The 21012-nt window shown below is 40.5% G+C and carries 11 protein-coding genes; 5 read left to right on the top strand and 6 right to left on the bottom strand.

The annotated features are described in order from the left end of the window. Positions 1–128: 128 nt before the first annotated feature. Positions 129–1181, top strand: a complete 1053-nt coding sequence (gene rsgA / locus AB4140_RS02610; RefSeq protein ID WP_371999686.1) for a ribosome small subunit-dependent GTPase A — start codon at positions 129–131, stop codon at positions 1179–1181. Positions 1182–1185: 4 nt separating this feature from the next. Here rsgA and AB4140_RS02605 read toward each other — a convergent pair whose 3' ends face one another. Then, a complete protein-coding gene (locus AB4140_RS02605; RefSeq protein WP_371999684.1) occupies positions 1186–1908 on the bottom strand; it encodes a hypothetical protein in 723 nt (240 codons plus the stop codon). A gap of 292 nt (positions 1909–2200) precedes the next feature. Further along, a complete protein-coding gene (locus tag AB4140_RS02600; protein WP_102435652.1) occupies positions 2201–3463 on the bottom strand; it encodes an amidohydrolase family protein in 1263 nt (420 codons plus the stop codon). 286 nt (positions 3464–3749) lie between these two features. Here AB4140_RS02600 and AB4140_RS02595 point away from each other — a divergent pair, with 286 nt between their 5' ends. Both AB4140_RS02595 and AB4140_RS02590 read left to right on the top strand, forming a co-directional pair. After that, the gene (locus AB4140_RS02595) at positions 3750–5780 is read left to right on the top strand and encodes a prolyl oligopeptidase family serine peptidase (RefSeq protein WP_371999700.1); all 2031 of its coding nucleotides are present in this window, start codon (positions 3750–3752) and stop codon (positions 5778–5780) included. Positions 5781–6287: 507 nt separating this feature from the next. After that, complete coding sequence (locus AB4140_RS02590; protein WP_102476877.1) at positions 6288–6785, top strand: lactoylglutathione lyase family protein; 498 nt, start codon at positions 6288–6290, stop codon at positions 6783–6785. Between the two features lie 160 nt (positions 6786–6945). Here AB4140_RS02590 and AB4140_RS02585 read toward each other — a convergent pair whose 3' ends face one another. Next, the gene (locus AB4140_RS02585) at positions 6946–7887 is read right to left on the bottom strand and encodes a Kelch repeat-containing protein (RefSeq protein WP_371999682.1); all 942 of its coding nucleotides are present in this window, start codon (positions 7885–7887) and stop codon (positions 6946–6948) included. Between the two features lie 300 nt (positions 7888–8187). Here AB4140_RS02585 and AB4140_RS02580 point away from each other — a divergent pair, with 300 nt between their 5' ends. Next, positions 8188–11172 carry a TonB-dependent receptor gene (locus tag AB4140_RS02580; RefSeq protein WP_102476880.1) on the top strand — a complete coding sequence of 995 codons (2985 nt, stop codon included), beginning with the start codon at positions 8188–8190 and terminating at the stop codon, positions 11170–11172. A 604-nt stretch (positions 11173–11776) separates the two neighbouring features. Beyond that, on the top strand, positions 11777–12658 hold the full coding sequence (locus AB4140_RS02575) for an NAD(P)-dependent oxidoreductase (protein ID WP_102435635.1): 882 nt from the start codon (positions 11777–11779) through the stop codon (positions 12656–12658). Between the two features lie 133 nt (positions 12659–12791). Here the strand turns inward: AB4140_RS02575 and AB4140_RS02570 are convergent, their stop codons facing one another. The 3 genes from AB4140_RS02570 to AB4140_RS02560 all read right to left on the bottom strand — a co-directional run bounded on the left by AB4140_RS02570 (position 12792) and on the right by AB4140_RS02560 (position 20879). Continuing rightward, complete coding sequence (locus AB4140_RS02570) at positions 12792–13709, bottom strand: neutral zinc metallopeptidase (protein ID WP_371999680.1); 918 nt, start codon at positions 13707–13709, stop codon at positions 12792–12794. A gap of 480 nt (positions 13710–14189) precedes the next feature. After that, positions 14190–17777 carry a VCBS domain-containing protein gene (locus AB4140_RS02565; RefSeq protein ID WP_371999678.1) on the bottom strand — a complete coding sequence of 1196 codons (3588 nt, stop codon included), beginning with the start codon at positions 17775–17777 and terminating at the stop codon, positions 14190–14192. A 63-nt stretch (positions 17778–17840) separates the two neighbouring features. Then, complete coding sequence (locus tag AB4140_RS02560; protein ID WP_371999677.1) at positions 17841–20879, bottom strand: TonB-dependent receptor; 3039 nt, start codon at positions 20877–20879, stop codon at positions 17841–17843. Between the last annotated feature and the right edge of the window lie 133 nt (positions 20880–21012).

Here is a 21012-nt window from a genome sequence, read left to right as displayed (position 1 = left end):
CAGCCAATTTAACTGCTAAAATTAATTAAGAATTTCATTTCCTGTTTCGAAAGTAATTGAACTAAAGGCTTGTATCAAAACTTGTATCAGAACTTTTTCGTGAAAAAACAGGCCTTCAAGGTAAAACTATGCATACACTTCCGTCTTTATCCCAACTCGGCTGGCGCCCTTTCTTTCAACAACAACTCACTCTCGATGAGTTTACTGACTTCAACATAGGCCGGGTAATTGAACAGCACCGCAGCGGTGTTGTGGTGTTATCAGAGCATGGTCACTGCAGCCTAAATCAATCATTTTCACAAGCTGCTGAACGTTTATGTGTCGGTGACTGGGTATTATTCAATGGTGATAATCAATTTCATAGACTGTTAGACAGACAGTCCTTATTCCAACGTAAAGCCCCAGGTAGTAAAGTCGAAACACAACTAATTTCAGCTAATGTTGATAGTGTGTTTATTGTGTGTTCGTTGAATCAGGATTTTAATCTTAGCCGAATAGAGCGCTATTTAGCTTTAACCAAAGAAGCTCAGGTAGAACCGATCATCATTTTAACTAAAGCGGATCTTTGTCAAGATTTAGATGATAAGCTAGCCCAAGTACAAAGCCTTGATCCATTTATGATGGTGCATGCCATTAATGCATTGGACAAAGAACAATTATCAGTACTAGATACATACTGTAAGCAGGGCAACACTATTGCCCTACTCGGTTCATCAGGTGTCGGGAAGTCAACGCTAGTAAATGGACTTATGGGTTTTGAAGCACAATTAACCAGTGATATACGTGAAGATGACAGCAAAGGCCGTCATACCACTACCTCTAGAGCCTTAAAGACTTTGCCACAAGGCGGTTTAATACTCGACACTCCAGGTATGCGCGAGTTACAACTTGGCGCTTGCGAGCAAGGCGTAAATGAAACCTTCAGTGAAATTACAGAATTAGCCCAGCAGTGTCGTTTTGCTGATTGTAGTCATGCCAATGAACCAGGTTGTGCGGTTCGTGCAGCCATAGAGTCTGGGGTAATTACTGCTCGGCGCTATGCTAGTTATCAAAAACTTATGCGTGAACAAGCGTTAAATGGTGCCACCTTAGCGGAAAAAAGGGCTAAAGAAAAAGCCTTTGGCAAAATGATAAACTCAGTTCAGTCTGAATCACGTAATCGTAAAAAAGGCGCTTTTTAAACCATCAAAAGTAGCGAATACTGGCTTTAAATTGATCAAATATATATTGGGCATCATGTGAAGGGTTATCATTAGCGGGATTTACTAATTCATCTTTAGGTACATCAATCATATTAAAAGTGAATATAATTGGTTCATTCACCGAAATAAGGCACCGATTCCGAGTGAGTTTTTCCGCCCAGGTCGCTTTAAATAAAAACTGTGAGGTATATTCGATTGAGTCACACTGATTTATTTTGAATTCTTTAGCGATGCTGAGGATCTTGTATTGCTTTAAACCTTTTTTGTATAAGGCTTCAAACCCTTTCACTAACCCATGCAAGCTTTCACCTTTTTGATAAGTAAAAGGTTCGGCATAAACACTGATGGAAGGCCCCATGGTGCGGCTATATTGAGCATTGATTTGCGACATCACCACAATTGGATTGTCAGCATTGATTAAATCTCTAGTAAAAGGAGTGTGTGTTAATTCATCGGCTGGTTTAGACATGTTAAACGGCTTTAACGACATGAAATGCCAACCTGCTGGCTTGGTAAAAGACACCCCTAAAGAATGATTAGTGTATTGACCACTATCATTAACAACAGTGTGATTAACAGCGCCGCTAACTTGATTGCTAGGGCCTTCAAGCTGATGATTAGAGCCCTCAGCTCGATTAACTGAGCCATCAGCGGGGTTATATAAGTGCCCAAATAGCTCAATAAAACTTGGCTTATCTTGTGCCATTATTACCTGCCTTTATTTAATGATGAATATAGCTAAGCTAATTACAACTCGTTAAGCGCTTATTTTAGTTTAGAGGCTAATAACATTTTTGGTAATCTTTGTTGGCTAAGTCACTAAATCACTAAATCACTAAGTCAATCGACTTGAATTACCATTAAGAAAAGATTCTATTGTTAAGTTTCCAGTTACGAACTAAATGTCATATATGTAACTTAATCCTTATAATTTAAAAGCTTGTAGCAAGAAAAAAGGCGCCGTAGCGCCTTTTATGCAATGTTTACCGTTGAGGTTATTACTGCTTGTAAATCTTGCCACCTTTCATCACAAACCCCACATCAAGTAACTGTGCAATATTGTCTAACGGGCTTGAATCTAAAGCAATAATATCTGCATACTTGCCTGTTTCTATGGTGCCGAGTTTGTCACTCATATCGATTAAATCAGCAGCATTAACGGTTGCGGACTTTAAAATATCTGCGGTGGTCATGCCAGCTTGATGCATTAATACTGCTTCTTGGGCATTAATACCGTGCTTAGAAACACCACTGTCGGTGCCAAAGGCAATTTTAACACCAGCCTTGTAAGACTTTTCAAAATTGGCAAGCATATCTGCGCCGACACGAATCGCTTTGGCTTTGATGGGCGCTGACATAAAGTCTGAGGTTTCAGCCATATCGACAACTGTAGCACCTGCCAGTAAGGTAGGAACTAAATACGCCCCCGTTTTTTTGAATAACTTGATGGTTTCTTTATCGGCATAGCTTCCATGCTCAACACTATCGACTCCAGCTCGAAGTGCGGCATTAATACCTGCCGTAGCATGTGCGTGACTGGCAACTTTACGCCCTAACCCATGGGCTGTAGCAACAATTTCTTTTAATTCATTATCAGTCATTTGCTGACCAGTACCCGTGTTTGTGTCAGACAACACCCCACCAGTAGAGGCGACCTTAATAGCGTCAGCGCCATATTTTATCGCTTCTCGGGTTATTTTTCGGCATTCAAAAGGCCCATCACAAATCGTCATTGGTGACTTCATTGCTAACAAATCCGGCGCCATGCCATCGACATCTAAATGCCCCCCCGTTATTGAAACACCCGCAGCGGCGATAATACGCGGGCCGTCAATCCAGCCTTTTTCGACCCCGTCACGTAAGGCATACATTTGCTCTGGTTCACTGAGTAAGTCTCGCACCGTAGTAAAGCCCGACATCAGAGTGGTTTTAGCATAATGAACACTTTTCATTGCGATATCTGCATCAGACAGTTTAACCGTATCGCTAATATTATCCGGGCCAAATTCCATTTGTAAATGAACATGCATATCCATCAAACCTGGCATCACAAAGCGATCAGATAAATCGACAAACTGAGCATCACTACCGTAGGTTGAAGCCGCAATAAACCCTTGTTCTACAGCGATAATCTCACCATCTTTAATGACCACTGTCTGCTTTGATAATGGCGCCTTACCCGGCATAGCTAATAGCTCACCTGCATGTATTACTTTGGTGTCAGCGAGTACAGAGTGCGTTAATAAACTGGTTAAAGACATCGCAACTAGCGAGAGACCTTTAAAGAAACTTTTATTGACTGGTGTGGTTGTTAGCATTGTTATAACCATTTAAAAGAGAGTTAATTTGCATTTAATATACTCAATTTACCACAAATGTAAACAACGATTCACATCGGCTTGTCATTTACGCTACATATGGTAATTTACTCACTCGGTGTTTAATGAAATACATGTGTTAGCAAACAAAAACCTGCACAGGACTTTTCTAAAATCGCTAAAAATAACTCAAAAAGGACTAAATTTAGTGAATATATTTAATAAAAGCATGGGCCTATTATTAATTGCCCCTTTTGCGTCAGTGATGGTGTTTGCGCAAGATACTGACTCCACTTTGCAATTAGAAGATGTTTTCAATCTGCAATATGCATCTGGCCTTACTATCAACAACGATGGTGATGAAGTGTTTTTTGTTCGTAACTATATGGACATTCAAACAGATAAAAAACTCGGTAATATTTGGAAGGTCGATAAATACAAAAAACTAACGCCAGTAACTAATGGTCTACATGTTGATTATGCGCCAACACTGTCACCTGATAATACTCAGTTAGCTTATATTTCTACCGCAAGCGGCAAGCCACAAATACATATGAAATGGTTAGAAACGGGAGACGCTGCACAAATCAGCCACTTTGCTGATTCGCCCGCTAACTTGTCTTGGTCACCCAATGGCAAACAGTTGGCTTTTACGCGTTTTGTCGCTAGCAAACCAAAATCAGTAGTGTCATTACCGGGCATGCCTAAAGGTGCTGAATGGGCAAAACCTGCAGTTTATATTGATGATATGTATTACCGCTTTGATGGCGCAGGCTTTAGTAAACCCGGCAATAGTCACATCTTTGTGATGTCAGCAGATGGCGGCGCAGCCCGTCAATTAACCTCTGGTGAATATGATCATAATGGTCAATTAAGCTGGAGCCAGGACGGTAAGCAACTGTTCTACTCCAGTAATAAACGCGCAGAAAGTGACTTAGAATGGACTGATAATAATCTGTACCGCTTAGATCTCAACACCAAACAAGTGACTCAGTTAACCGATAGAGTCGGCCCAGATATCAGCCCAATGGTATCGCCAAATGGTAAATACATTGCTTATTTAGGCGCAGATCAAAACCATAAGAATTACGAAAATACTGAGCTATACATCATGAATATTGATGGTTCAGGTAAACATTCATTAACCGCCAATTTAGACCGTTCAATTAACAGCATAAAATGGGCTGATAACAGTAAAGCAGTTTACTTTAATTACCATGACCATGGCGAAACCTATGTTGCTTATCAACCCCTTAACGGCAAACGTAAGCTGGTAGCTGAAAATCTTGGTGGATTAGCATTTGGCCGCCCATATACCGGTAGCCAATTTGATGTGGCAGCAGATGGCACCATTGCCTTTACCTATTCAGACCCACAACGTCCTGCTGATGTCGCCATTACTAAAAAAGGCAAAACTAAGCAGCTAACTAGCCTTAGCGATAGCGCCCTTAATTACAAAACCTTGGCCACTATTAAAGAGCTCAATGTTAAATCTTCGTTTGACCAGCGCGATATTCAAGCATGGGTCGCTTACCCACCGGGTTACGAAGCAGGTATAAAAGCCGGTAAAACATACCCGCTAATTTTAGAAATCCACGGTGGACCCGTCACCAATTATGGGCCGCACTTTTCAGCTGAAATACAACTGATGGCGGCAAGTGGTTACGTAGTGGTATACGCTAACCCCCGTGGTAGTGACAGTTACGGTAAAGAGTTTGCCCAAACTATTTATAATAACTACCCAAGCCAAGATTATGATGACTTAATGTCTGTGGTTGATGGTGTTATTGCACAAGATGCGATTAATGAAGATGCATTATTTGTTACTGGCGGCTCTGGCGGCGGCGTGCTCACTGCCTGGATTGTGGGGCACACTGACAGATTTAAAGCGGCTGTGGTCGCAAAACCGGTAATCAATTGGTATAGCTTTGTATTAACAACTGATATCTACCCTTTTGTGATTAAAAACTGGTTCGAGAAAATGCCGTGGGAAGACAGCGCCCATTACATGAAATTATCACCCATCAGCTATGTGGGTAATATCACCACCCCAACAATGCTATTAACCGGTGAAGCAGATCAACGTACACCTATTGCTGAAACTGAGCAGTTTTATCAAGCGCTTAAATTACGCAATATTGATACTGCTATGGTGCGAATTCCTGATGCGCCCCATGGAATTTATAAAAGGCCCAGTAATTTGATGTCGAAAGTGGCCCATATACTGTGGTGGTTTGAAAAGTATCAAACTGAAAACTAAATCAATAAACAAACCACAGTTTAGAATGTCGAAAGTGGCCCATATACTGTGGTGGTTTGAAAAGTATCAAACTGAAAACTAAATCAACAAATAAACCACAGTTTAGAATGTCGAAAGTGGCCCATATACTGTGGTGGTTTGAAAAGTATCAAACTGAAAACTAAATCAATAAACAAACCACAGTTTTGATGTCGAAAGTGGCCCATATATTGTGGTGGTTTGAAAAGTACCAAGTTGAAAACTAAATCAATAAACAAACCAAAATTTAGATAATCACTACAACACAATAAAGCCAGCATATTTTGCCCCGCAATATGCTGGCTTTTTATTTATATACCAGAGCGATAACCTTCCATACACGCATTCCTTAGCCTAGTTCACCTTATCTAAATGATTTCTGTTGATCGAATAAACCACTTCAGCCGTATCTTCAGTGCAACTTTCTATAGTTTGGCTATATTTGAGCAGTAATAAACTATGCCAATTCTCATATGATAAGGAACACAGATGACATATCCACGTACGTTTAGCCATATCGGTATATCAGTGCCCGATCTTGAAGCCGCGGTAAAGTTTTATACCGAGACATTAGGTTGGTACCTCATTATGGCGCCCACTGAAATTAAAGAAGATAACTCCGCCATTGGTGAAATGTGTACTGATGTATTTGGGAGTGGTTGGGAACACTTTCGCATTGCTCATCTATCCACTGGTGATAGAGTTGGAGTTGAAATTTTTGAGTTTAAAAATCAGCAAAATCCAAAAGATAACTTTGAATATTGGAAAACCGGCGTGTTCCACTTTTGTGTTCAAGATCCTGATGTTGAAGGGCTTGCAGAAAAAATTGTTGCTGCTGGTGGTAAAAAACGTATGGCAAAACCACGTTTTTATTACCCAGGTGAAAAACCATATCGCATGATATACATGGAAGATCCGTTCGGGAATATCCTTGAAATATACTCACATAGCTATGAACTAACCTACTCTGATGGTGCTTATAAATAGCGACTATCAAGCTTTAAAAAGGCGGGTTATCAGCTGTAGTTATCGACCATTGTAGATAGTTCAAACATGCCCCGTCCGCTAAACCTTTAAAAAGTAGCCATTGATGGGGCATGATTGATTTCAGCTGTGAACAGCCTGAATAAGCTTACATTCGCTAAAACTACAATTTAAAGACTTGTATATCTTTCAGATATTGACCTTTTATGTCGGTATTGCCGCCAATCACATAAGTGGTGTCACCGAGTGTGGTCGCTGCATTATGTCTACTGGCTTGATAACCAATATCAATCTTCATCCATTGCTCACTGACAAAATCGTATGCGTAAGTTAATGTCAAATTGTTATAACTGCCAAATACAAACAGCTTTTGGTTAACCACTGACATTGAATGGGCACTGATAGCTTCAGGTAAAGCGGGTAATGATTGCCACTTTTTTAATTGCGGATCATATTTTTCAAAAGCTGTTAATGAGTTTTTATTATCATAGCCACCCACCACATAGATATAACCATCATGAACAACTGCTTTGGTTTCTTTTGCCGTTGGCATATTGGCCGCTCTAACCCAGCCTTGTCTCTCACCATTTAACACAGCGACTAAGCCACTCGGTGCTAACTGACCATTTTTAGGGTATGAGCCACCAACAACATAAATATTACCATTTAACAAAACGGCACTATTACGTCTTGTTGGTGCAGGTAACGGCTTGGCAAAGCTAACTTGGTGGGTCACGGTATTAAACACTTCTACGCGGTGTTCAAATCTAAATTTTTGGGCCTCAAAGCTGACACCACCAATAATATAAATTGACTCTTGCCCATCCCAAACCGCAGAAAAAAACCTTCTTGGGATGAGTTTATTCGCTAACACCTGCTTTTTACCTGATATAGGCTCAATGATTTCAATGTCGGAAAGATAACCAGTGCTGTTAGACCCTGCCAATACATAAATGTTTTGACCATCATTGACTGCGGCATGACCAAATCGAGCGCTAGACAAGGTAATGGGCTCAGGGTGTAACACAGGATTGCTACTACAACCGCTAAGAATCATTAAAATAAGTATCGGCAGTAATAGAAAATTAATTTTTGGCTTCATCATGTCTTTAATCCATTAAATTATGAAGGCCGTAGAATATTGAAGTATCCTTTCACCGTCAATCAGTTATCTAACTTTCATTCACCTAAATTTAAGCTATTCTGATTATAACCGCTCCTTTAAACAAATCCTTATTCAGCTGATTTACAAAATAAACGGCTGCCGACATACACTTTGGTATAACAAAATTAATAATTTGGTAATAATGGTTGCGACTATTGGTAACATGTTATATAAATGTATCAACCGATTAAAAGAACAGCAATTGGTCATACAAAAATTAATGATTTCTTGGGGGGAAATATGAAGCTGAATAAAATAAGTTCGATGTTTACTGGGGCTAGAAGTAAAGCAAATAATATTAGTATTTTTGGCGCAACATTAACGGCAATGTTATCAATGTCGGCAATGGCAGCAGAGCCTGAAGCCCAGACAAATGCAGACGCTAGCGACACAAACGAAATTGAAGTCATTGCCGTTCGTGGCATATTTGGTAGTTTAAAAGCAGCTAATCTACTAAAACGTACCGATGATAGAATTGTTGATGCGATTGTCGCTGAAGATATTGGTAAGTTACCTGATAACAATATTGCAGAAGCGCTACAACGTATCACGGGTGTTTCAATAGCAACAGATTTTGGTGTGGGTGAATCAGTTACCATTCGTGGCGTATCAGAAAACCTTATTTTACTAAACGGCCGTTCTACAGCAGGCCCTGGTCGTGGCGGTATTAATTTATCCGACTTCCCTTCAAGCTTCTTAAAAACAGTTGAAGTCATTAAGTCGCCAACACCTGACATGATTGAAGGTGCGTTAGGTGGTACAGTTAATATGCAAACGGTTCGCCCACTCGAACTGAGTGAGCCATTAGTGGCTATTACTCTTGATGGTGAATATGCAGATAAAACAGAAAATATTGCTCCTAACTTCACATTGGGACTGGGTAATAATTGGGATTTAGGCAGTGCCGGTACGTTTGGTGCTTCTGCTAATTTATCTTACTTAGACCGTGAATTACGCCGTGATGAGTACTTCAATAAAGTTGATTTACTAGACAATATTGATATCAATGGTGATGGCACAGTCGATGATTCTGGCGGACCAAATGGTAAATACCTGCGTAGAACCCAAACAACGGCAGAACAAAAAACAGAAGAACGTGAACGTACAGCTGTGGGTATCTCACTACAGTGGGAACCAGAAAGTGCCAACGCCAATATTTACCTTGATTTAAACGGCACCAAGTTAGACGGTGGTCAATCAGCATATTCAATTCTTGATGTGGGTGGTAGTACTGTTGCTAGAGATGACTCTTACTATGACAGCAATGGCCAACTACACAATTACGATCTAGATGGCGTGTTGGTTATTCCTAAAACATGGAGTGACTTTACCACATCAGACTCAACCTCACATGCCATTGGAGGTGAGTGGTTTCTGTCTGATAATATTGAACTTTCAGCCGAATATTCATTATCAAAGTCAAAAGAAAAACAAACCGCCAATGAATTTAATTTACGTCCAATCGAACGTACAGATCCAACCCTTGACCTAGTCACTCATACCAGCACGAGTAGTTCATTTAGTGGCAGTGGTATCCCAGGTTACACCTATGCTGATAATGGCATGCTAACCAATCCTGATAACTTAGTTTTCCGTGAGTTTTTCCATAAAACCTTAGAAACTGAGAATGAAGAACAAGCACTTCGATTTGATTTTAAGATTTCTGATGTTGGTGTCGATTGGGTTTCAGCTGTTAAAGCAGGTGTACGCTTTACTGACAGAGATTACTCTGCTAACCGTTTTGACCTAAAACCTAATGGCACTACCCTTAAGGACTCATATAAAAAAGCCACCAACGCTGATGGTTTATATAGCCCTATTTGGATTGACAACCCACTGCTTAGCGACAGCATGAATGTGGTTAACATGAGTAACTCATTCGACCAAACAGGCATTGCCGGTCAAAATGATATGTTGACATATAATGTATATGACGCTGACCAATTGCAAAATACCGAACAAACTTATGCGTTAGTTCAACAGATGTTGCAAGATACATCATATGCAATGAACGGTACTTTAGCCGATAATATGGTCGAAGATTCAAGTGCCTATAAAGAGATTAATGAAACAACCAGCGCTATATACGCACAAGTTCACTTAGACTTTGATGATTTAACCGCTGTTGTCGGCGGACGTTATATTCAAACTGACTTAGAATCAAGCGTGGTTGCATCAGTCGATGCCAACGGTAATAAAGTGCTTGATACCGGTAAAAATGATTACTCAGATTTCTTACCGAGTTTAAACGTCACATATACCCTAACTGAAGAAACTTTATTACGTTTCGCAGCGGCAAAAGTGATGCGCCGTGCTGACTTTGATGAACTAAGCCCTTCGTTAACTATTGATAACTCTTTAGTGACTGGTACTCAAGGTTCATACGAGTTAGAGCCTTACCGTGTTACACAATATGATCTTTCAGTAGAACATTACTTTGGTAACGGCGGTATCGTTTCAGCAGCATTATTCTACAAAGATGTTAACTCATTTACTCAAACCGACAGTAGCTGTTTAGCTGATGCCAATACGGTTTCAGGACAAAATACCACTGAATGGGGCAACATTTGTTTACTTGATACAGCAGGTCAAAGCCAAGGTGATGTCAACTTTGCTACAGAAGATCAAGGCTTAGCTTATGTTGATGCTCAAAAAGCTGCAGGCCAAACAGGTATTGTGGTCGACACTGATGTTAACGGTGGTAGTGGTAGTGTTCAAGGTATTGAACTAGGTTACCAACAACAATTTACCTCATTACCAGGCTTATGGTCTGGCTTCGGTGTCAATGCCAACTACACCTATGCAGATAGTGAACAACCTGATGGTAACCCATTATTGAACATTTCGGAAAACACCGCGAATGGACAAATTTACTGGGAAAATGAGGGATTGCAATTCCGTTTAGCGTACAACTGGCGTGACCGTTACTTATACTCACAAGCAGAAAAACGTGTTCAAACTGTCGGCGCATTAGGTTATAACGTCTTTAACCAAAATGATCCTACCTCTGATAATTATGATGCAACTGTTGGTAATAACTACCGTGAAGCACGTGGTCAACTTGATTTCTCAGCAAGTTGGGATATCAATGATAACTTCACCATTGTAGGCAATGTGGTAAACCTCACAGGCGAACCAATTGAATACACCACTGAACTGGATTCAGTGTGGAAATACAGTGAAGCGGATCGTCGCTACACTGTCGGTGTTCGCGCTAAGTTCTAATGAGAACATGGTAATGTAGAGCCTATCAGTTGATAGGCTCTTTTCTCATAAAAGACAAATTAAAGGTCACATAGATAATACAAAATGTAGATTAATCAATATTCCGATTAAGACTAAAAGCACTGTTTTATAGACTTTCAGTCTTATACCGAAATATATTTAGCACTTAACTGTTCAGTAATGACACGTTCAATACACAAGCAGAACAGAGCAAGTAGTTGAATAAAAACATTAATGTGATTTAGGTTACACAAAAATTCATTTTCGAGTGTTTTTGCTCAAAATAACAGCCAACCCTTTTTTAGTCACACTTTTGCAAGAGAACAAATAGTGTTTGGTTGACAAAGGTGACGACTATACCTACCATATTGTAATACAAATTGGTAAGTGAGTATTGGGCGATATAAAAGCCTTGTAAACGACATCTAATGTTAAGAAACACGACACGATTAATAGATAAAGAGTTAATTCTTAAATAGAGCTAATAAGTTAACTAGCCTGAGCTCTAGAGCACTTTTTATATAAATAACATTGCCCACCTTCATATTAAGGTGAGCAACTTTCAATTCAGATAAGCATATATCAATATATTTAGGAGTTAGAAATGACAAAACCAGTCATCGGATTCATCGGTCTTGGCCTTATGGGCGGCAACATGGTTGAAAACCTACAAACACGTGGTTACCAAGTTAACGTTATGGATCTTAACCAAGATGCAGTTGATGCAGTTCTTGCTCGTGGCAATGCTACCCAATTCACTTCTGGTAAAGAATTAGCAGCGGCTTCTGATATCGTTCAATTCTGTCTAACAACTTCTGCAGTTGTTGAAAAAATTGTATACGGTGAAGATGGTGTTCTAGCCGGAATGAAAGAAGGTACTACATTAGTAGACTTCGGAACTTCTATCCCTGCTTCTACTATCAAAATTGGTGCAGCGCTTGCCGAAAAAGGCTGTGGCATGATCGATGCGCCTCTTGGACGTACTCCTGCTCACGCTAAAGATGGTCTTTTAAACATCATGGCTGCTGGTGACATCGACACATTCAACAAAGTTAAACCTGTTTTAGAAGAGCAAGGTGAAAACGTATTCCACCTAGGTAAATTAGGTGCAGGTCACACAACTAAGTTAATCAATAACTTCATTGGTATGACTACTGTTACTGCTATGTCTCAAGCGTTTGCAGTTGCAAAAGCGGCAGGTGTTGACGGTCAGCAATTATTCGACATTATGTCTGCTGGCCCTTCTAACTCACCATTCATGCAGTTCACTAAGTTCTATGCTGTCGATGGCGAAGAGAAGTTAGGTTTCTCGGTTGCCAATGCAAACAAAGACCTTGGTTACTTTTTACAAATGGTTTCTGACTTAGGTACTGAGTCACCAATCGCTGAAGGAACGTCTAAAGCACTTCAAGCAGGTGTTGATGCTGGCCTTGGTCAAAATGACGTACCTGTTATCTTCGACTACTTCACTAAACTAGAGAAGTAATTCGACATTAACTTATCGTTAGCTTATAAGTTAAACGCTTTATAAGCTAGGTACTAATAAGCCGTTGAATATCAACGGCTTTTTTATTTCAATTAAACTCTCACTCGCTTAATAATACTCGACATTCTTTTCTCTAACTGCCTTTAAAGGTATCACAACTTTCCATATTGCCGCTGGCAAAACCGACTTGAAACCATTTCACTCTCTGTGCCGAGCTGCCATGAGTAAAAGAGTCAGGGCTGACATGGCCTTGTGATTGTTTTTGTAAGGTATCATCACCGATAGCGCTTGCTGCAGTTAAGCCCTCTTCAATATCACCCGTTTCAAGTAACTGACGGCTATTATTGGCATGATTTGCCCAAACACCAGCAAAGCAGTCCGCCTGCAATTCCTGCTTAACCGACAGCTTATTGCCCTCAACTGCGCTTAACTTACTGCGAGCGGCATGAACTTCACTGGATATCCCCAGCAGAGTCTGAATATGGTGACCCACTTCATGGGCAATAACGTAAGCTTGGGCAAAATCTCCAGGCGCTTTGAACTGGTTTTTTAATTGCTCAAAAAAACTCAGGTCAATGTAAACTTGTTGGTCTGCAGGACAATAAAATGGCCCCATAGCAGACTGTGCCATACCACATGCAGATTTTACCGCATCACGAAACAACACCAAGCTGGGTTCTTGATAGGTTATGCCCCGCTGCTGAAATAAACCAGTCCAGGTTTCTTCCGTGTCCGCAAGAATAACCGCTACAAAATCAACCTGCTCTCTTTCTGCTGCGGTTTCAGTTAATGGCGCGGTAGAAACACCTGTAGAGGTTTCTTGTTGTAGCCCAAGTCCACCTAACATATTACCTAGGTTGCCGGTAAATAATCCGTAAGCGCCCACACCCACAATCAGTATCGCGGTTCCTTTAAACCCAAGCACCTTAAATATCATCGGTAGCAGTCGTAAAATGCCCCCGCCACCTCGGCCAAAGCCACCAGCACCTGAGACTTGCGTATTACGACGATCTTCTACATTGCTACTTTTACGCTTTCCACGCCAACGCATAACGCTACCCCGACATAATTACAAACATACACTTTAAAGAAATCATTAATGCCATTTTCAACTAGATTGGAAGCCTGAACGCCCTACCCACTCTTAACTTTTCAGTTACTAAAGGCTAATGACTATATAACGACAAAGACTGCTGAAAGCCGCAACCACAGCACCAATAAACATAGCATAGTTAAACTAGCCTAGCGTTTTAGAAAAGTTTCGGCTAACCAGATAAGTTTAAAATTGATGAGATAGAAAGCGGTTCATTTGATCAATTGATACTGTCAACTTATCGAGTTTAACAAAATAACCCAATAAAATTAGCTCTAAGCTAAATGTTGGATACAACTAACCCTTTAAAAGAGCGAAAGTCGCATTCAAATAGCACACTTTGGTCTACAAAATAAGAACAAAAAATGCCGCTATCAATAAGCGGCATTTTTAACACATTGTTTAAAACATTAATTTACAACTGCGAGTTGATTAGCCTTATTGCACTGTTGCTTCGGCAGAACTAGAGTAAATCGTACTTAGATCGTCACCTACAGCATAACTTTCGAAGTCCTCAGATAGAACCGCCGTATCTGTTGCATCATCAATCACGATATCATCAGCTAATAACTCTTTTGCTGACTCTTTCGAAGAGCTACCAATACGAATTTGATAGGTTTGTGTTGCGGTACCCGTATTAATGGCAACATAAGGGCCGTAGAACGTTGTGCCACCATCAATTGACACAGAATAACCTGTCGCAGTCCATTCAAGCACTACATTAATATCAGTATCATCTGTATACGTTAAGCCATCAATGATTTGCTGATCTTTATTTGCATCACGGTATTTAACGCTGCCATCATTACTTAAGACAATTTCGCCCGTTAAGTTACCTGAAGAAGCAGAGCCTCCGTAAACACTAATATAAGCAGTATTATCTTCAGAAACACCATCTGTAGCAGTAAAGCCAGCAATGGCTTGTAACTTAAGGGTTGTAGAAATAGAGCCTTCAGCAAGTGGGTCCGTTGTTAAGCGTAATTCAGCATCAGCGTCTGTTGTTGTATCAGCCATTCTGGCAACTTTATTTACACTACTTCCCGCTATGGTCATAACGGTTGCTTCAGCAGAGCTTGAATAAGTCGTGCTTAAATCTTCACCTTCAGCAAATATCTCGAAGTCTTCAGACAGAACTGCCGAACCTGTATCATCAGCAATGACGATGTCATCAGCTAATAATTCTTTTGCTGACTCTTTCGAAGAGCTACCAATACGAATTTGATAGGTTTGTGTTGCACTGCCCGTATTAATGGCAACATAAGGGCCGTAGAACGTTGTGCCACCATCAATTGACACAGAATAACCTGTTGCAGTCCATTCAAGCACTACATCAATATCAGTATCATCTGTATACGTTAAGCCATCAATGATTTGCTGATCTTTATTTGCATCACGGTATTTAACAGTACCATCATTAGTAAAGACAATTTCGCCCGTTAAGTTACCTGAAGAAGCGGAGCCTCCGTAAACACTAATATAAGCAGTATTATCTTCAGAAACACCATCTGTAGCGGTAAAGCCAGCAATGGCTTGTAACTTAAGGGTTGTAGAAATAGAGCCTTCAGCAAGTGGGTCTGTTGTTAAACGTAATTCAGCATCAGCGTCTGTTGAGGTATCAGCCATTCTAGCGACATTATTATCTCCAGTAGCAACAACAACTGTACCAGTGATTGTGATTACTAATTCAGCAGTAGTACCATCAAAAGATTCAATCGTAAAGGTATCTAATTCACTTTCTCCCACAACAAGTGCAGCAATCGTGGCGTCAGTGGTATCGAGGGTATAGGTCCATGAGCCATCATCTAATATTGATAATGTACCGTATGCACCCATTAAGGTTGTCTGAACAATAGAATCTTCGCCAACATCTGGGTCAAGTACACTTACAGCACCTGTTGCCGTTGCCTCATTACTTGCAATTCTTCCAGTTAAATCAAAAAATACTGCTGGCGTAGGTTCTACTGTGCCATCGCCTGCATCAAATACGATAACTTCTGAGTAAATAGCTAAGCCATACTTGCTGTCTGTACCATCTAAAGTTTCGCCTGCATCATAACCTTCAAAGTCATCTGAAAATATACTTGTTGTGCCAGCTGTATCAGAAAATACCTCAATATTATCAACATAAAAAGAACCAAAAGGAATCGTTCTATCATTATCACCGAATCTAAATTGGATAGCTTTCACACCATCAGCGAACCACTGGTCTAAGCCTGTATAATCAGAGTCAACAACCGCTGCAGTAGAGAAAGAACCGCCACCAATCACTTCACCATCAATAGTCACGGTAATTTGTTCTGTTGCATCTAAGTCCCATGTGATCTCTACATCATAAAACTGCTCTTCAACAAATGGTGCAGTGATTAAATTTCCAGGGTAAGCGTCACTGTCAGTATTTCGAACAAAGAAACGTGGATCAATTATAGTGCCGTCGCCTCCAGTTTGAGTTCCTTGAATACGTAAATCCATTAACGCTTCACTAGAACTACCAGAAGAACCATAAAGCGTAATATAAGCATCTTTAATATTTCCATCACTACCAAGCGCAACCTCTTTAGTGAAAGAAGCACTTAGTTTACCTTGACGAAGGTTATCAACGCTAAATCTAAGCTCACCCGTATCGCCGCCTGTATCGCTTATTTTTACAACCTGAGTAAGCGAAGCTACACGAATATCAATGTAAGCAGTGGTACCGTCAATAGAAGCGATAGTGATTGAATCTCTTACAGAATTACCTAACTCAAGGCTAGCCACTGTTTCGTTTGCAGTATTAACTGTATACGACCAGCTACCGTCAGCGCTGATTCTAAATGTACCATAATCAAGTGCTACATCAGTTTGCGCAACAAAAGCATCTTCTTGAAAGTTTGGATCAATAATGGTTAATGAACCAGTTAATGGAAGCGTAGCAGTATGTTGAACAGTACCGCCCAATTCACCTTCAATGATTGCAGCAACAGGGTCATTGTTATAACCCACAGACGCGCCAATGACGTCAAGTAACGCTTCATCAACTGAATCAGCAACTTGTGAAGTAGTTTGCAAATTAATTTGTGCTGTCTCAAGTGTCACTAAAGACTCTTCAGAAAAAGAACCATCAGCGACGTCACTTGCAAGATCTTGCATAACGGTAGATAAATCTGCGTCTGCGTTGTCTGCATCAACTTGTGATAGTAGCGCTAGCACAGAACCATATCTATCAGCATCTTCAGCACCATCAGCGCCAAGTTCAACAGTACCAACTAAAGTAGGAAGCACTTCTGTTGTATCAAAACGAATACCAAAACGAGCATTAATTATTTTAGCTTCGTCAGCAAACTGGTTTAAATCACTACCCGCGTTTTGAACAGCCATTTCGGTTAAAGGAGAAACAACATAGGTAGGTGGTGGTAGTATAGTTTCCAGACCCGCTGCATCAGTCTCTACTATATTTTCAACTACATTCACTACAGATCTTAGTTGAGGAGCATCTAAGGTTAAACCTGTTGATTCGTCCGTATAAGTACCGCCAGTACATGCAATTAAACCCGTACCTTCGAAATGTACGTTGCTAAATGTAACGCCACCTGAAACATCAGAGGTTGCAGCAGCTTGTGCAGGAAGAACCGCAGCACCACTATCATCAACTTTAAATATGTCACAAGTTGCACCATCAATAGGGCCCTTAATAATGCTAGCAGAAACATTTAAGGTTGGGTTGATAACAGGTGTAGATGCACCAACACCTTCGGTAAAACCTGCCTCATCAGTATAATTAGCAGAAACAGAAATGACTGAACCTTCATCAGCTTCAGTAATGGTGATGGATGTACCAATAACACCTGTTGACCATACGTAAGTAAGTGTGTCAGCTATAATTCCGTCAGCATCAGTAGCTGCTGCAGAGATTGTTTCGCCATCGATAAAATTGCTTCCGGTTATTGCTATACTACCGCGAGTATTTCCATTTAGTTCAGCACCGTCATCACCGCCACAACCTAATAGACCTGTCGCAATGATGAGCGGTATAAAGGATTTATTATTCATTTTTATGACTCCAAAAAGATTCTTTTCCAAATTTAGCTTGTTTTATTTAAGTACTATACTTGGCTAGTACTTAAAGCTGACACCTGCGAACAGGCGTGGACCGTAATCACTTACTTGACCCAAGTTACCTTGGGTATAGAAGTCATCACTGCGAGGCTCACTGAACAAGTTAATTGCTGAAACTTTAACACGAACGTGTTTATTGATTTTGTATGCAGCACGAGCTTCCCAAGTACCTGCCTCATCAACATAACGCAGTCTTGTGCCGTTAGAAGTGTATGGTTGGAAGTATTCGCTACGATACTTGTAGATAAGCGCAGTATCAAAATCGCCTATTTGATAGTAAATCTGGCCATTGAATACATGCTCAGAAAATCCTGGTACTGAGGCTGGAGGAACAATACCTACTTTATCCTGAACAACAACGCCATCTAAATCAGTCGTAAAGGTATTACCGTAGTTACTATCTTCAAACTCATAGTTTGTATCTGCCCAGTTATAGCCAAGCTTCACACCAATACCTAAATCCCAACGATACGCAAATGACGCTTCGAAACCATAAAGGTCACTACTTTCGTCAGTAGTGACTGAATTAGTAATAGGTAAAGAAACTTCCACACCGTCAACGATAAACGTCTCTAACTGTGTTTGCTGTTGGAAACCGCCATTGAATTGCTTGTAGTAAACACCTAACGCTACCATCGAGTCATCGCTTGGATACCATTCAATTGCAGCATCATAGTTCCATGACATTAATGGTTTAAGTTCAGGATTACCTGCCCCTTGAGCCCCCACTAACAAGTCTTCAACCGATGTAGGGTCATCTGAATCATCAGTTAGGAATTCACGGCTATAACCTAGATCAGAGGGATCTGCACGTGACATACCTCGGTAAATACCGGCCCTTAGGAGAATATTGTCATCATAATCAACGACTAAGTTAACACTTGGTAGTACTTCAGTGTAATCACCGCCAGATTCAATCTGTTTAATATTACCGTTTGCTACTAGTTCGACCACACCTGTCGCCGGATCAGTGACAGTGTCAAAAGTGTCTCTAAAACCAATAGAAGTAACGTCAGTATTCACTACACGAACACCAAAGTTACCACGAATAAATTTACCAAACATTTCAGTGTCGTAGTTAAGCATTGCATAAGCAGAGGTAGTTTGTTCTGTTACGTCAATGGTGCCCGTATTCTCGTATGTAACCTCTGGGTATGCGAATTCGCCGCCTTGTGATGCTGCGACTGCTTGAGAGAAACACTCGTTATTGTAAGTTGCCCACGAAGCGCCTGTACCGCTTTCTACAACATTTCCTGAACTATCAACATGGGTGATAATATTACCGTCAGAAACGCTAGATAAAAAATCAGTCTCAGGGAAGGCAATTTGGCAACCTTCAAGTACATCGATGGCCGATGTTGTAGATTCACCTAAATCATATGTCGTTCTTGAGCCATTACCGTTCGTGCCGCCATATTGAACAAACGTTAGCTCAGAAAATCGAACGCCAGCTTGAACGCCACTAAAAAAATCACCGTCTAGAATATAATCAATATCAACGCGTGCACCCATAATTTCGTTGTCGCGGACATTTTCTCTGTCGATACGAGTACGAAGGCTATCAGTAAAATTGGAAATATCAGTCACATCAAAATCAGTCACTGTGAAATGAGGAATATGTTCACCTAAATCCCAAGATATGTAAGGACGATCGCTCGTTCTCCCTCGGTTTGTTATTTGTAATTCTTCACGGCTGGTTTTAGAATAGCCAAGGTCAACACTAATCTTTAGATCATCAGAGAAAAAATGTTCAACGTTCAAGCCATAACCACGATAATTTTCTTCACGTGAAAATTGCTCGCCCGCTGATTCGATGCGTTCTTCACCTTCCCAATGTAGAATACCGCCAACATCGTTTGTGATCAGATTCTGTCCCGTTACACCCGGTGTAACGCGCTTTTGTAAGAAGATTAAATCATGACGCGCTTCTGCTTGGGTACGATCTGAAATTTGCGCATCAAAATTGATATCCCAATTATTTGAGGGTTGGTATTGTAGAGCAAAGAATAAAGCGTCTCTTTCATCAGATGTTTCATTTTGACGGAAGCTTCGGCTTGAGCCAGTCCATGCGTATTCCCTGCCATCATCGACTGCAAGACCTGTTTCTGGATCAATTTTATTATTGTAGCCTTGGTTACTCGAACCATCTACACCATCTTCACAATCGCCCGCTGAGCTACGGAAAAAACCGGTATTGGTATCGGTTGGATCATTCAAACATGCCCACAAAGATGAACCCGTTGGGCTTGAGCTTCTATATTCAGCTTCTGGCTGGCTAATATCTTGACGTTGAAAGCCTACACTCAAACCAATTGCTTGACCGTTATCAAACTCAAACTGGTCAACATAACTGAGTGTTCCACGGTAGCCCAAATCATCTTGAAGTGAGTTGTCAACGTTTGCCTGGTCTGGGTTGTAGTTAGCTTTTACTTCAGCCTGAAAACGTTGCTTAGCAAAATCTAAAGGCTTAAGTGTCTCCAGGGTAATAACACCGGCAACCCCACCTTCAATCATTGAAGCGTCTTGTGTTTTATAAATAGCCACTTTCTGCATCAGCTCTGATGGGAACTGAGAAAAGTTAACTGAACGGTCACCACTACCATTGGTCGCTTCACGGCCATTGATATGAGTGGCACTTAAGAATGGGCCTAAACCACGAATACTGATTTCAGTAGCACCACCATTTTCACGGTGAGATGATGCACCCGTTAATGATTCTAGCGCCTCACCAATTGAAAGTGCAGGTAAATCACCAATATCTGAAGCAGATAAACCGTCAACAACCGTGGTAGATTCACGCTTTATTGCAATTTGGTCTTGAATTGTTCTACGTGTACCAGTAACTACAACAACTTCTATATCATTATCAACTTTATCTAGATTTTCAGTTTCTGCTTCTTGTGCTATTGTCGAAAATGCAAAAGAACTGGTTACAGAAGTAAATGCAGCAAGCTTCATCCATTTTGCTATAGGTGAAAGCTTGAACTTCCCTATTTTATGGATGGGTTTTGTTTTTTTACTTATTTTCGTCGACATACCGTACTTCCCCCTTAGTATTTTAATAAGCATGTTAATGCCATATATTGGTATATTTTTTATTGCTAGCAGGTTACTGCCATTAAAGTCTTATATTTATTATTGCAAGCAGATTACTGCCATTAAATTCTTA

This window comes from Shewanella sp. 10N.286.51.B2, assembly GCF_041469265.1.
In the GTDB taxonomy this organism is placed as follows: Bacteria; Pseudomonadota; Gammaproteobacteria; order Enterobacterales; family Shewanellaceae; genus Shewanella.
This window is presented reverse-complemented; position numbering and strand designations above follow the sequence as displayed.